The sequence below is a fragment of the Desulfonatronovibrio magnus genome, assembly GCF_000934755.1.
GTDB lineage: Bacteria > Desulfobacterota > Desulfovibrionia > Desulfovibrionales > Desulfonatronovibrionaceae > Desulfonatronovibrio > Desulfonatronovibrio magnus.
In genome coordinates this window covers 59562-73454 of record NZ_JYNP01000016.1, presented here as the reverse complement: position 1 = coordinate 73454, position 13893 = coordinate 59562, and the positions used below count along the sequence as shown (strand labels likewise).

The following is a 13893-nucleotide window of genomic DNA, read 5'->3' as shown; positions in this document are numbered from 1 at the left end:
GAGCAAAATCATTTAATTACAGTAACAACACATTAACACCATGATTAATTACAAAGAAAGCCTCAATACAGCCCAGTTAGAAGCAGTAACCTCCACACAAGGACCTATCCTGGTCATTGCAGGTGCGGGCAGCGGCAAGACCAGAACCATTGTCTACCGCCTGGCCTACCTGGTGGAACAGGGAATTGTACCAGAGAATATCCTTTTGCTGACCTTTACCCGCAAGGCGGCCAACCAGATGCTGTATCGCTCAGGTCAACTGCTGGAAAGAGAGATGAACAGCGTAAGCGGTGGCACTTTCCATGGCTTCAGCTATATGATGCTTAAAAAATTCGCCAACGTTCTGGGTTTCACCACTGGGTTTAATATCATGGACTCAGGGGATAGCGAAGAAATAATCAAGGGCATTCGCTCTGATCTTAAATTGGGTTCAGGAGATCGCTCATTTCCTCGCAACAGAACAATTTTGTCCTATATCAGTAAATCCAGAAACAAAGAAATTTCTCTTGCCCAGCTGGTTGAAAAGGATGCTTTTCATCTACGAGAATACATAGATGATCTGGAAAAAGTTGCTGAAATGTATAAAACTGAAAAGCAGCGGCTTGCCCTTCTTGATTATGATGATCTGCTGTTTTTTTTGGAAACCCTTTTAATGGAAAACAGCGAGGTGCTTGATTTCATCAGAAACGTTTACAAATACATAATGGTGGATGAATACCAGGATACTAATCTGGTCCAGGCCAGGCTGGCCAGACTCATTGCATCCCATGACGGAAACATAATGGTTGTTGGAGATGATGCCCAGTCCATTTATGGTTTCAGGGGTGCAGATGTGGGCAATATTTTGGACTTTCCCAAGCTTTTTCCCAAGGCCAGAATGATTCGTTTGGAAGAAAACTACCGTTCCACCCAGCCCATTCTGGAGTTAACCAATGACATTTTGTCCCACATGGAGCAAAAATTCGATAAAAACTTATTCTCAAGCAATACATCAGCAGATTTGCCTGAACTTATCCGTCCAGTAAGCGATATGAGCCAGGCCAGAACAGTGCTGGCTAAAGTGATGGAACTTTCCAAAATACATCCTCTGCACGAGATTGCTGTACTGTTCAGGGCAGGGTATCAATCCTATCCTCTTGAAGTCGAGCTCAACAAAGCATCCATACCTTACCAGAAATTTGGAGGCATAAAGTTCTCAGAAGCAGCTCATATTAAGGATGTCCTTTCTCTGGCCCGCATGGTTGATGCACAGCCTGATTATTTGTCCTGGAAAAGAGGTCTGGGGCTCTTACCGGGCATCGGGCCCAAAACCGCAGAGAAATTGTTTCGTGCCTATGAACAGGGCAAACATGAAGATCTGGAAAAATTCGGGGCAAAAAACAAAAATTTCCGCCAGTTAAGAGAGCTTCTGGTCAGCCTTGGAGGACTTGAAAATGATCCTTCCAGGCTGATGGAAGCAATCATTGAATTTTACCACCCCTATCTCGAGCAAAAATATGCAGAAGACCTTCCCAAACGGATAAACGGGCTGGAACAACTGCAGCAGATAGTTGCCGGCTACAACAATCTTGACTCATTTCTTTCAGACATGATTCTGGAAAATCCTGATCCTTTCGGTACCGGCATTAAAGATGACGCGCTTGTCCTTTCCACCATTCACTCATCCAAAGGCCTTGAGTGGTCTGCTGTTATGGTAATTGACCTTGTTGAAGAGCGGTTTCCTTCAAGACAGGCCATGTTTGATGCCAAGAGCATGGATGAAGAGCGCCGCCTGCTATATGTGGCATGTACCAGAGCAAAGAGCTATCTTGGACTTTTAGTTCCTTCTGCTGTGTACTCAAGAAACAGTGGTTTTAACCAGCCTGTCCAGGAAAGCCCTTTTATCAGAGAACTGTCAGTATCCAAATGCGTTGAATTTCTGGAAAATCATCTCGGGCAACTCAAAAAGAAAAAAAAGCCGGCTGAAATGAGCCGAAACCACAAGATCAAGACACCACCCAGCACTTATTGTACGCATAAAATCTTCGGTCGGGGAAAGATTATTTCCTCCATTCCACCCAATAAATACAAGGTGAACTTTCCCGGAGTCGGCCTTAAAGTCATCAATGGTGACTACCTTCAAATTGAGGATTAGCTCATGATTAGATCAGAACAGCATTTTATTGATATTATTGATTCAATTTTTCCAGGCAGCCACAGCCATATGCTGGTAGGCAGAGGAGATGACTGCGCAGTCTTGGCCTGTCCTCCCAAACTTTGCGTCAGCAGCGATCTTTTTCTGCAAAACATCCATTTCCGACTTTCCTACTTCAGCCCGGCAGACATTGGATACAAGGCCCTCGCAGTCAACCTCAGCGATCTCGCCGCACATGGCGCAACCCCTCTGGGATTTAATTTGAATATTACCTGGCCGGAACATCTTCAGTCTGACTTCTGTGTGGCTATGCTCAAGGGAATGGCAGAGCTGGCAAGTCAATATGAGCTGGGGCTGACTGGAGGAGATATCAGCTTCGGTCAGCATCTTGGTCTTTGCATAACCATATGGGGCGCAGGCCCGGAAAGGAACCTGCTGCGAGGTAAATGCCGACCCGGTGATATACTGTTTGTTGCAGGTGATACAGGACTTGCCCGTTGCGGACTTGCCTTGCTTGAGGGAAACAGCCCATTGATCAAAGACTACCCCATATCCATTTCCAGGCATCTGCGCCCCCTTCCTCTGATTATGGAGGGTCAGATTCTGGCGGATATAAGTATTGTCCGGGGGCTAATGGATCTATCTGACGGCCTGGCCCGAGATCTGCCGAGATTTCTGGCCCCTGATACTGGAATTGATATTGATCCCGACTTTATGGTGCATGAAGAAGTGCAGAAGTACTGCTATGAAACTAATAACGATCCGCATATCTTCTCTTTGCTGGGCGGTGAAGATTACGCCCTGCTGGGCGGCTGTCCAGCTGAGCAATGGCCACTTGTTCGCAGTCGCCTGGCTTCAGCCTGGAAGCTTGGCAGGGTTGTTCCGGAAATCGGTATATTTATCAGAGGAAGGAGAGTGTCTATCAAAGGCTTTGATCACTTTGAAAGGTAATACACTTTGACAGAATACGTTAGACTGCTACCACTGATCATAAAAAAGGCTTACGCCTCCTGAACAGAGACGTAAGCCTGAATAACATAACATGCGCGTTTTTTTAAGATCTACTTACCTTCAGGAGGTAACGTGCAATCTTCCAGACCACACTCACAGAGTTTCTCCTCAAGATAAGTTCTTTCATCAGGACCAAGTACACCCATGGCCAGAGCAATTATGGTCCAAAGGTGAACTGCCTCATAACCGCCCTCAAAGTGCTCTGACAGGTCATGAACCTGAGAGTGACAGTTGTGGCAGGGAGTTACAACATATCTTGCCCCGGTTTTCATGAACTGATCGTGTTTGAGCTTTCCGTACTGTCGGCGGGCTGAGGTATGACCTGCCTGCAGAAATCCGCCACCGCCGCCACAGCAGAAGTTGTTGGACTTGTTGGGCCAGGTGTCAATAAAATTCTCTTCGCCTACACAGGCCTTGAGTACATATCTCATGTCATCAGCAACAGGATCGCCGAATGTTTTGCGAACCAGATTGCAAGGATCCTGAATGGTGAATTTCATTTTAAGGTCTTTGTTCCAGTCAGAAGAGACTTTCAGCTTGCCTTCACGAAGCCACTGGGCATAAAGGCGCAGGATTGATTCAATTTTGAAGTTGTGAGGAATGTTGAATTTTTCGAGTCCGAACCGGACTGCGTAAAGTTCGTGTCCTCACTCAGTGTTGAGCCAGTACTCGCACCCAAGGTCATCTACCGCCTTGGCCTTGATCCTGACTATTTTCTCCCACTCTTCATCATTGGCTGCAAACATGCAGTAGTTTTCAGCTGCCCAGCCAACGGAACCATATGTCCAGTCAGCATCCACAGCTTTCATGATTTTCCATAAAGGAACCATTTCATCGGGTTCAGCCATGGGTTCACGTGAATTCTGATTCAGGAAATACTTGGCACCTTTACGGTCCATATCAATTTTGAGATCCTGATAACCTCTCTGCTCCTCATGAACTTTTTCAACAGTTTCTTGCACAGATTCAATAAAATCTTCAGGCATGGCTCCCATGGAGCTGACTGCATCACTAAGCATGGCTGCCTTACAGGATTGAACAATACCTTTGGGCTTTTCTTCTTCAGGCCATGTCTTTCTGGCCTGAAAGACAAGCTGAGGGATGTTGATCTGCATGGGGCAAGCATATACACAACGAGTACACATGGTACAGTGCCACACCCATGGGGTTTTGGTAACTTCTTCATCAAGACCAAGGGCTGCCATGCGTAGAAACTTTCTGGGATCCATATCATCCAGTCCCGTAGCCGGGCAACCGGATGAGCAGGCACCACAGGTCAGGCAAAGATTCAGGTGCCCTTCTTCAGGCAACAAGTCCTTTACCTTTTCAAAAAAGGTGGTTTTGGGCTCAGTGCCCAGTTTAATTGCTGCATCTGCCATAAAAATCCTCCTTGGGAAGTTGTGGGTAAGAACAGCCTTTGTTAAATTATTCTCAAATAAAGGCCTGGTACACCGTTGATTAAGCTTTAAAACATGAACATGACTATCAGACGCAGGGCGCTTGCAAGACTGTCCGCCAGGATAAACAAGGCAGACAACACTATTTTATAGTCACTCCTTCCTGCTAAAATGAGCTCGGACAAAAGCTGCAGGATCTTACCAATCCAAAACATAACATATCCTGCACTTCTTCTTTCATCCCTGCCTATTTATTCAAATGATTACATTTTTAAAATCAAATGGCAACAGTAATTTTCCATATTCTTGAAGAATTTTGTGTCGTTTACGCTAAGCGTTCCCGGACTTCGACTTAGGAACGAGAGATGTAAGTTACTCGCATGTTCGGTCCCGGGCCGCCCGGGTAAGGCGGTTCTAAGTAACGAAACCCAAATCATTAGCAAATTCAATCTCATTGACACCTTAACTGCTCTTGAGGCATATTTATTACTTATTGTGTTACGGGGAGAATGCAGCTGCAATGTCTAACTTTGTACGTAACATTGCTCTTATTCCTAAGCTCCATCCCGGGGACGTTTAGTTCTTGCGGCTCCAGCCGCTTCTTCAAAATGTGGCTGGAGCCACAAAAAAAAGAGGTGTAATAACCTCAACACGAGATTGCTTCGCTTCGCTCGCAACAAGGATTGCCGTGCTCGCCCCAGTTGAATGGCTGCGCCTACACTGCGTGTATTCAACGAGGTAAAAAGACTCGCTCGCAATGACACCTGAGCTGTCAGGGATGTAGTTGCGCATAACCTGTCACCCATCACCCACGAGGGAGCCTAAGCGACCGGATCAATCTGCACGGCACAACCATAACACTCTGAATTTATTACATATACGAATGTAGCTACCTGTAAACATAGTCAGATACAATGTGACGAATATTTCATGAACAGGGGTTGATTATTGGGCATAATAATTGGGGGAACTTCCAGTGGAACAGGCAAAACCAGTGTCAGTCTCGCTATCGCAGCAGGACTGAAGGACAAGTCTTTGAATGTTACCGGCTTCAAAGCCGGACCCGACTATCTGGACCCCATGTATATGGAGCTGGTATCCAGGCACCCTTGCTTTAACCTGGACCCCTGGATGAGTAGTCAGGATCATGTTCTGGAACTTGTTTCTCAAACTTCCGGCCTGGCACTTGTAGAAGGTGTGATGGGCTTTTACGACGGGGCCCAGGCAATCAGTTCTCTTGGTTCAACAGCCCATTTAACCAGCATCTTAAACTTACCAGCACTTCTTGTGACTCCGGCCAAAGCCATGGCCAGAAGTTTTGCGGCACTGATTCATGGCTTTGTTTCTTATGAAAACGAAGGTCGGAATATAAAGGGCATTATTGCCAATAACTGCGGATCACCAAGACATGCTGATATCCTGGCCAGGGCCCTTGAATCTTCAGGACTGCCCCCTCTGGCAGGAGCAGTGCCAGACAAAGCTTTTCCAGAGCTTTCTTCAAGACACCTTGGCCTGGAAGTTCCTGACAGTTTGGATTTTAAGCAAAAAATCACCCAGCCTTTTGCTGCTGCCGCCAGTAAATATCTTGACATGGGTTTTATCCAAAACCTGGTAAACACACCTGGCCAGTCTCCAAAAATTGTTCCAAGCCTTAGCATTCATGAGTCCAGAGTCAGAATCGGGATTGCCCGAGACAATGCTTTCAATTTTTACTATCAGGCCAATCTCGAGGCTCTGCAACAGGCAGGAGCTGAGCTTGTCTATTTTTCCCCCATCAGGGACAAAAATATCCCTGATAATACCGGGCTGTTATACTTTGGAGGAGGATATCCTGAACTTTTTGCCTATGAATTGAGCCAGAACAGTTCCATGCGTAAGAGCATTACCCGCTATATAAAGAGTGGAGGGCAAATTTATGCTGAATGCGGAGGTCTGGTATATCTTTGTTCCGACCTTAAAACCCTTAATGGACAGATCTTTCCCATGGTGGGAGCCTTGCCTTTCAGATCCATGATGCTGCCTAAAAGACAAAGCCTTGGGTACGTTGAGGTAACATTCACCAGCGACTGCATTCTGGGAGAGCAGGGGCAAAGTATCAGGGGGCACGAATATCATTATTCAGACATTGAACCAGGGAGCGGGTCGAATGGATGGGAAAACATTTACTCTGTGTTTAATGCCAGAGGAGAAGCTAAAAACACTCTGGGCATAAAAAAAGACAATATCCTGGCCAGCTATGCCCATGTCTATTTTGGGCACAGACCGGACGTAGCTCGCAGAATAGTAGCCATGGCCGAGTCAGGACTTTTTTGATACAAAAGAGTCACTGGATCAGTATTGCGGTTTTTGAGCAAGCTTTTGCCAAAGTTCAAAAACCTCTCTTGATTCAGCGCTCATAATCTGGATGCTGGGCATGGACCTTTTATTAAGTGGCAGCATTACTTCATGGTAAAATACATTGTCATCAAAACCAATATCCCGGGCGTCATACCGGTTGCATCCAAAGTAAAGCTTTTCCAGTCTTGACCAGTAAATGGCACCCAGGCACATGGGACAAGGCTCGCAGCTGGAATATATTTCGCAGCCTGCCAGTTCATAGGTGCCAAGTGTCAGACAAGCTTGCCTGATGGCCATGATTTCAGCATGGGCTGTTGGATCATTGGTGAGGATTACCTGGTTATAGCCCCTGCCTACAATGGTTTCGCCCTGGACAACAACTGCACCAAAAGGCCCTCCATGTCCTTTTTCAATGTTTTTTCTGGAAAGGGCAATGGCCTCAAGCATGAATTTCTGTTCTCTGATTGACACTTACAACCCCTTGAATGAAAATCGTATCTGTTTATCGCTTTTATGGAAAGCAGGGGACAGGCACTCCGGGACCCACTTGATAATCAATTTGTGCTCAAAATAACTCATTTTTGGGGCAAGTGGGTCCCGGAAGAGCCAGTCCCCCTCCGGGCAGGAAGCCGTGCCACATCCAAAGCGCTAAACAGATACTAAAAATCTAATAATAGCTGATCATTGCTATTTCCGTAACTTAGCTTTAATTTGAAATTTATGCAAATAAAACAATCAATAATCATCCTGGCCCATGGCAGCAGAAATACCCAGGCAATAAACAGTTTTCTGCACATGGTAGAAGTGGTCAAGGCAAGACTGAGAGACCATGTTGTTCCAGCTTTTTTTTCTCTTGGGAAGCCGGACCTTCCCAGTGTAGTGTCGGAACTGGTCAACGCCGGGTTTTCTGAAATTACCATTTTTCCCTATTTTTTATTTGATGGCAACCATATACGCAAAGATATACCAGCCATTATAAGTGAGCTTGAGAAAAAGTATCCGCATGTAAAATTCAGCGTATTGAAATCTTTAGAACACGAGCCCTTGATGCCTGAAATCATTGTGGAAAACATCTGGCAACACGCGGCTGCCCAAAAGTATGTGCCTGGACCGGATATAGAGATCTCCAGCCTTGACTTTATCCGGAATATGCTGGGAAAAAAGTTCAGTAGCGATCAAAAAGAAATCGCTGCCAGGGTTGTCCACTCCACTGCTGATTTTTCCCTCGGACACAGTCTCAGGTTTCATGAACATGCCATTGAAGCAGGACTTGCCGGGCTGCACTCCGGCAAACAAGTTATCTGTGATGTGACCATGGTAAAAAACGCATTAACAGGCTGCACAAATGTATTTTGCGCCATTGAACAGCCCGGGGCCGGACAAAAAGCTGTTGATGAAAAGACAACCAGATCAGCCGCAGGCATGGAACTTATGGCCGAACGTATTGAGGACTCCATTGTTGTTGTGGGCAACGCCCCTACAGGTTTGTGGAAAGTACTTGATCTGGCAGAGGAGCAGGGAATTGCTCCTGCCCTGATTGTGGGAGTACCTGTGGGATTTGTGGGAGCGGCCCAGTCTAAACAGGCCCTGATGAGCAGCGGGCTGGTTTATATTTCCAACCACGGCCCCAAAGGGGGAAGCCCGGCAGCAGGGGCAATCATTAATGCTTTGTTAAGAATTTCTGACACAAAACATCAGCAGTCTCCAGGGAAAGCGTCATGAAAAAACTACCCATTGGCATTCAGACATTTGAAAAGATAATTAAAGGCAATTATTATTACGTGGATAAGACCATGTTTGTCCATAAGCTTGCCCAAACTGGAGACTATCATTTTCTGTCCCGGCCGAGGCGTTTTGGCAAAAGCCTTTTTCTGAGCACCATCAAGTCTGCCTATCAGGGCAGAAAGGACCTTTTCCAGGGACTCTATCTCGAAAATAACTGGGACTGGTCCAGGACCTGTCCTGTCGTACATATAAGTTTTGGCTCTGGAATGTGCCGCAGCATTGAAGAGTTGCAGTCAACATTTTCATACTGTTTAGACAATGAGTCCAACGATTACCAGATTAGCTATGCATATGAGGATCTTAAAAACAGATTTTCCGAGCTGATAAAAACTCTGCATGACAAGTATGAACAGAAAGTGGTGGTGCTGATAGATGAATATGATAAACCCATTCTGGACAATATTGAGCACCCTGAAAGGGCTGCGGCAATCCGCGATGAGCTTAAGAATTATTACTCCGTTATCAAGGATGCTGACCCTTATATTGAATTTGTCTTCATCACTGGAGTATCCAAGTTCAGCAAGGTCTCATTGTTCAGTGGGCTGAACAATCTTGAGGATATCACTATAAACGCTGACTACTCTGCAATCTGCGGATATACCCAAAAGGACCTTGAAACAGTATTCAAGTCACTACTCAAGGAGGTTAATCTGGAGCAGGTCAAGCTCTGGTACAATGGATACAACTGGCTGGGTCAAGAAGTTTACAATCCCTTTGACATCCTGCTGTACCTTAAGACAAATGATTTGCGTCCCTACTGGTTTGAGACCGGCACTCCAAGCTTTCTCGTCAAGCTTTTACAGGGCCAGAACTATTTTATTCCAGACCTGGAAAACATCCAGACCAGCGAAAAAATGCTGGGCAGCTTTGATGTTGATCATTTAGAAGTTGAGACATTGTTGTTTCAAACAGGATACTTGACAATTTACAATGTGCGGCAGACTGCCGGAACAAGACGTTTTCAACTGCATTATCCTAATCTGGAAGTGAAGCAGAGCCTGACCGATGCTTTGTTGCCATATCTGACCAACAATCTTACAGGATCGGAAAAAGCCAAGTTTGCAGCTTATGATGCACTGGAAGCCAGTGATCTGGACGGCCTCAAGGACATTTTCCACTCCTTTTTCGCATCCATTCCTCATGACTGGTACCGCAAAAACCAACTTTCCGGGTATGAAGGCTATTATGCTTCCATCTTTTACTGTTATTTTGCGGCCTTGGGGCTTGAGGTGATCCCGGAAGATGTGACCAGCACCGGCAGAATTGATCTGACAGTAAAGCTTGAAGACAAAGTTTTTATTTTTGAATTCAAGGTGGAAGGCCTGGACAATACTCCGGGCAAAGCTCTGGATCAGATTAAAAAGAAAGGCTATGCCGATAAATACAGGAAACCCGGCAAGATAATCTATCTCATTGGAGTTGAGTTTGCCCCTGAAACCCGCAATATTGTGGGGTTTGAGTGGGACAGGGACGATAATAATGGGTATTGATTGCAAACTGGCATTAGATTGATTCATTTTTAAAATAGATTTGAGGCAGCTTTTATTTATGGAGGACCATATGGACATCACAAGCTTAAACAGGGACATAACAGAAAATAAACATGAACTTGAGATAGACCCTTTGATGCTCGAAGCTCTCCAATACAGAAACTTTAAGGAAGCAGGTTTGGACATGCTATACACTTCAGCTCTATCCAGACTTTCAATGTATGAGCATGAAGTGCAGCATTATGAAAGGAAATACAATGCCAGCTTCGAAGACTTTGCTGAACTGAACTCTAAGAAAAAGAATCTTGAAGATTTTGAGTAAGAGGATGACCTCATGGCCTGGCAATTTGCTCATGAGAATTATATTTACTGGAGAGAAAAAGTCAGGGAGATCAAGTCTTGCTTGGCAAATATCTGAAGACCTTCAAAAGTATACTCATAAAAAACTAACCAACAAATCCCATGACATTTGAAATTAATAAAGGACATTTTTATGCAGTTGGCGTCGGGCCGGGTGGGGAGGATCTGCTCACCCTGCGTGCAGTCCGGGTCATTGAAAATTCTCAAGTGATAATCTGTCCCAGATCAGATTCATCCCAAACCAGCCTTGCGTATGACATCATCCGCGGTTTTGTCACACATCAAAAAATAATTGAACATAACTACCCCATGAAGCGCAGCCAGGAACAGGTGCGTGAATCCTGGATCAAAGCAGCTGAAATTATTACTGAGCACTGCTTAAGTGGCAAAACAGTGTGCCAGGTTACCCTTGGGGACCCAAACATTTACAGCACCTGTGCATATGTAATGCCTTTGCTGGAAAAGACTATTGGCTTAGACAGGATTCATATTGTTCCGGGCATTGCTGCTTTTCAGTCCAGTGCTGCCAGGTTTCCATTCCCCTTGACCACCCAGGAGGACAGGCTGCTTCTTATGCCTGCTACTGACCTTAGCGCTGTGGAAAATGCTATGAACCACTGCGAGACTCTTGTGCTCTACAAGGTAGGGAAAAATATTGCCGCCATTTATGAGCTTTTAGCTAAAAAAGGTATTGCAGCAAATGCCAGAGCAGTTTTTAATTCAGAGATTCCTGGCAGGGAAATAATCTTTGCTGATCTGAAAAATGCCCTGCAGTCAACTCCCGGCTATCTGGCCTGCGTTATTGTTTATATCGGGCGAAAAGGATGGGATGCTGTTTGAGTGATGGAAGAGGGTTGAGATCAGGCCTGAGTACCGGGACTTGTGCTGCTGCTGCTGCCAGGGCTGCTGCTCTGTTAACCCTGGGCCAGGATCCAGGTCGTGAAGTTCAGGTTACTTTGCCCTGCAGGGAAAAGATAATAATGCCCATTGCCAGAGCCTTAACCAGGCGTGGTTTAAGCACTGCACTGATCCGCAAGGATGCTGGAGATGACCCGGATGTGACCCATGGCCTGCTTATTGGAGCCAGAGTAAGGTTTTCTGCAAATGGCCTTATGGTTACAGGGGGAAAGGGTGTTGGCCGGGTAACCAGGCCAGGACTTGCAGTAAAGCCAGGAAACCCGGCCATCAATCCAGTACCCATGGGCATGATAATTTCCAATGTTCAGGAAGTTACAAAACAGCCCCTGCACATTGAAATTTTTGTGCCCAGAGGTGAAAAAATCGCTGCAGCTACTTTTAATGAACGTCTGGGAATTGTTGGCGGTATATCCATCCTGGGTACATCAGGCAGAGTCCGCCCTTTTTCAGTGGATGCCCTCAAGGAAACCATCTCTTTGAATATCAAATCAGTAGCTGAATCCGGACGGCAAAAAATGGTCCTTGTTCCCGGAGGCATTGGTTTCAGAGCTGCTGTTTCTCTTGGCTATGAAGAGCATGACATTGTTGAGGTGGCCAATGAATGGGGATTTGCCCTTGGTGCGTGCACCCGGAAAAAAACGCTCAAGATTTCTGTGCTGGGCCATCCAGGCAAGCTGCTTAAATTTTTGCAAGGTGATTTTCAGACCCACAGCAGCAAGTCCGGTTCTGCCGCTCCAATACTGTCAAGTGCTGCAAAAAATTATTTAAATATAGACATGGGCCGGATAAACACTGTTGAGGATGGCCTTGCCAGACTTGAAGCTAATGAAAGATCAAAGCTTGGAAACTTCCTGGCATCTGAGATAAAAAAGGCGATCCAGGAAAAGGCAGGATTTATGCCTGATAGTATTATGCTCATTAACCTCAAGGGAGATGTTTTTGGTCAGTCCTGATTCATTCTCCACCACAGCCATCCTGACCTTGTCTTCCAGGGGGCTGATTATCGCCCGCAAACTCGCAGCAGAGCTTGAGGCCAGTGTGTTTGTGCACCAGGATGTTGAAAGCTCTGTTAATGAAAAAAAATTTGAGCGTATTGCTGAACTGACCAGTCAAATTTTTTCTGCTTATAAGTCTCTGATTTTTATTGCCCCCACAGGTGTGGCCCTCAGGGCTGTGGCCCCCTGTATCAGGCATAAACTGACAGATCCTGCTGTAGTTGTGGTGGATGCCGGGGCAAGATGGGCCATCAGCCTTTTGTCCGGACATGAAGGCGGTGCTAATGACTTGTCTGTCCGGGTCTGCAATATTCTGGGCTGCTTACCTGTTATTACCACAGCCACACAAGCTGCCCGGAACATCATCGCAGGAGTGGGCTGCCGCAAGGCAGTAACAGCTGAAAATATCATCAGAGCCCTGCACAGCGCCTTAGACAAGGCCGGGGTGAGCATATCGCAAGTAAGGCTCCTAACCAGCGTAGACATCAAAAAAAAGGAAGCCGGTTTGATTGAGGCAGCTGGCAAGCTCGGGCTGCCGCTACTATTTATTCCTTCCAGCAGAATCCGCAATATGCCCCTGAACATTTCCAGATCACAGCTGGTTCAGGAAAAGATCGGCCTGCCGGGTGTTGCTGAGCCATGTGCCCTGCTGGGTGGACATAACACCAAACTTATACTGGAAAAAACAATATGCAGACAGGTAGCAATAGCCCTTGCCAGGGAAAACTTTTTGCCGTGGGAATAGGACCGGGTAATGCCTTAGACAGGACTGTCCGGGCTGAAAAAGTCATCAGAAGCTCTGATGTTGTGGTGGGTTATCACAGGTACATAGAACATATTAATGATCTCATCACCCATCAGGAAATAATTGCTTCCGGCATGGCCCGGGAGCGTCACAGGTGTGCCAGTGCAATTGATGCAGCCCTGGCAGGCAGGACAGTCAGCCTCGTATCGTCAGGAGATGCCGGGATATATGGCATGGCCGGGCTGGCCTTAGAAATGATCAGGGAAAACGATTTGCACTTAGATATAGAAATTGTTCCAGGTGTTAGTGCTGCCCAGGCTGGAGCCGCAGCCCTTGGCGCCCCCCTGATGCTTGATTATGCCTGCGTCAGTCTTTCAGACCTTCTCATCAGCTGGGATGAAATTGATAACAGGCTCAAAGCCCTGGCCATGGCAGATATGGTCACAGTCCTTTACAATCCCAGAAGCAAAAAAAGAACCAGACAGCTGCAAAGGGCCAGGGAAATTTTTCTGGAGTTTCGCCCGGCGCAAACCCTGGTTGGCATAGTCAGAAACGCATCACTAAATAACCAGAATATCATTGCCACCAGCCTTACCCACATGCCCTTGGATAAAATTGACATGCGCAGCCTGGTCATAATCGGCAATTCCAGAACAATAAACATCGGCCAGTGGATGGTCACCACCCGGGGATATTTTGATGCCATCATTTAATAAACATG

13 protein-coding genes are annotated in these 13893 nt (G+C 46.2%); 10 read left to right on the top strand and 3 right to left on the bottom strand.

Annotated features, from left to right (window positions below; all coding sequences use genetic code 11):
- Positions 1-40 precede the first annotated feature (40 nt).
- Together LZ23_RS02020 and thiL are read left to right on the top strand one after the other, a co-directional pair.
- Complete coding sequence (locus tag LZ23_RS02020) at positions 41-2134, top strand: ATP-dependent helicase (RefSeq protein ID WP_045211148.1); 2094 nt, start codon at positions 41-43, stop codon at positions 2132-2134.
- A gap of 3 nt (positions 2135-2137) precedes the next feature.
- A complete protein-coding gene (gene thiL / locus LZ23_RS02015; RefSeq protein ID WP_045211146.1) occupies positions 2138-3085 on the top strand; it encodes a thiamine-phosphate kinase in 948 nt (315 codons plus the stop codon).
- 110 nt (positions 3086-3195) lie between these two features.
- On the opposite strand, the gene LZ23_RS23225 is transcribed toward thiL, so the two are convergent.
- Both LZ23_RS23225 and LZ23_RS23860 read right to left on the bottom strand, forming a co-directional pair.
- Positions 3196-4524: a (Fe-S)-binding protein gene (locus LZ23_RS23225; RefSeq protein WP_084590858.1), complete on the bottom strand. Its 1329-nt coding sequence runs from the start codon at positions 4522-4524 to the stop codon at positions 3196-3198.
- 86 nt (positions 4525-4610) lie between these two features.
- Complete coding sequence (locus LZ23_RS23860; protein WP_157493078.1) at positions 4611-4757, bottom strand: hypothetical protein; 147 nt, start codon at positions 4755-4757, stop codon at positions 4611-4613.
- Positions 4758-5490: 733 nt separating this feature from the next.
- On the opposite strand from LZ23_RS23860, the gene LZ23_RS02000 reads away from it, so the two are divergent.
- Positions 5491-6855: a cobyrinic acid a,c-diamide synthase CobB gene (locus LZ23_RS02000; RefSeq protein ID WP_045211140.1), complete on the top strand. Its 1365-nt coding sequence runs from the start codon at positions 5491-5493 to the stop codon at positions 6853-6855.
- A gap of 18 nt (positions 6856-6873) precedes the next feature.
- Here the strand turns inward: LZ23_RS02000 and LZ23_RS01995 are convergent, their stop codons facing one another.
- A complete protein-coding gene (locus tag LZ23_RS01995) occupies positions 6874-7350 on the bottom strand; it encodes a nucleoside deaminase (protein ID WP_198145875.1) in 477 nt (158 codons plus the stop codon).
- A gap of 249 nt (positions 7351-7599) precedes the next feature.
- Between LZ23_RS01995 and LZ23_RS22135 the strand changes: the two genes are divergently transcribed.
- The 7 genes from LZ23_RS22135 to cobJ all read left to right on the top strand — a co-directional run bounded on the left by LZ23_RS22135 (position 7600) and on the right by cobJ (position 13885).
- Positions 7600-8601 carry a precorrin-8X methylmutase gene (locus LZ23_RS22135; RefSeq protein WP_052507037.1) on the top strand — a complete coding sequence of 334 codons (1002 nt, stop codon included), beginning with the start codon at positions 7600-7602 and terminating at the stop codon, positions 8599-8601.
- On the top strand, positions 8598-10154 hold the full coding sequence (locus LZ23_RS01985; RefSeq protein ID WP_045211139.1) for an ATP-binding protein: 1557 nt from the start codon (positions 8598-8600) through the stop codon (positions 10152-10154). The genes LZ23_RS22135 and LZ23_RS01985 overlap by 4 nt, the downstream gene beginning before the upstream one ends.
- Positions 10155-10224: 70 nt before the next feature.
- A complete protein-coding gene (locus LZ23_RS01980) occupies positions 10225-10476 on the top strand; it encodes a hypothetical protein (RefSeq protein ID WP_045211137.1) in 252 nt (83 codons plus the stop codon).
- 140 nt (positions 10477-10616) lie between these two features.
- Positions 10617-11354, top strand: coding sequence for a precorrin-2 C(20)-methyltransferase (cobI, locus tag LZ23_RS01975; protein ID WP_045211135.1), 738 nt, complete (start codon positions 10617-10619; stop codon positions 11352-11354).
- A complete protein-coding gene (gene cbiD, locus LZ23_RS01970) occupies positions 11351-12385 on the top strand; it encodes a cobalt-precorrin-5B (C(1))-methyltransferase CbiD (protein WP_052507036.1) in 1035 nt (344 codons plus the stop codon). Before cobI ends, cbiD begins: the two co-directional genes overlap by 4 nt.
- Complete coding sequence (locus tag LZ23_RS01965; RefSeq protein ID WP_198145874.1) at positions 12372-13172, top strand: cobalt-precorrin 5A hydrolase; 801 nt, start codon at positions 12372-12374, stop codon at positions 13170-13172. Before cbiD ends, LZ23_RS01965 begins: the two co-directional genes overlap by 14 nt.
- Positions 13118-13885: a precorrin-3B C(17)-methyltransferase gene (gene cobJ, locus LZ23_RS01960; protein WP_052507035.1), complete on the top strand. Its 768-nt coding sequence runs from the start codon at positions 13118-13120 to the stop codon at positions 13883-13885. Before LZ23_RS01965 ends, cobJ begins: the two co-directional genes overlap by 55 nt.
- The last annotated feature ends 8 nt before the right edge of the window (positions 13886-13893 follow it).

Coding starts and splice junctions, on each gene's coding strand:
- cobJ (WP_052507035.1), top strand. CDS start 13,118: ATGCAGACAGGTAGCAATAGCCCTTGCCAGGGAAAACTTTTTGCCGTG.
- LZ23_RS02020 (WP_045211148.1), top strand. CDS start 41: ATGATTAATTACAAAGAAAGCCTCAATACAGCCCAGTTAGAAGCAGTA.
- cobI (WP_045211135.1), top strand. CDS start 10,617: ATGACATTTGAAATTAATAAAGGACATTTTTATGCAGTTGGCGTCGGG.
- thiL (WP_045211146.1), top strand. CDS start 2,138: ATGATTAGATCAGAACAGCATTTTATTGATATTATTGATTCAATTTTT.
- LZ23_RS22135 (WP_052507037.1), top strand. CDS start 7,600: ATGCAAATAAAACAATCAATAATCATCCTGGCCCATGGCAGCAGAAAT.
- LZ23_RS01980 (WP_045211137.1), top strand. CDS start 10,225: ATGGACATCACAAGCTTAAACAGGGACATAACAGAAAATAAACATGAA.
- LZ23_RS23860 (WP_157493078.1), bottom strand. CDS start 4,757: ATGTTTTGGATTGGTAAGATCCTGCAGCTTTTGTCCGAGCTCATTTTA.
- LZ23_RS01985 (WP_045211139.1), top strand. CDS start 8,598: ATGAAAAAACTACCCATTGGCATTCAGACATTTGAAAAGATAATTAAA.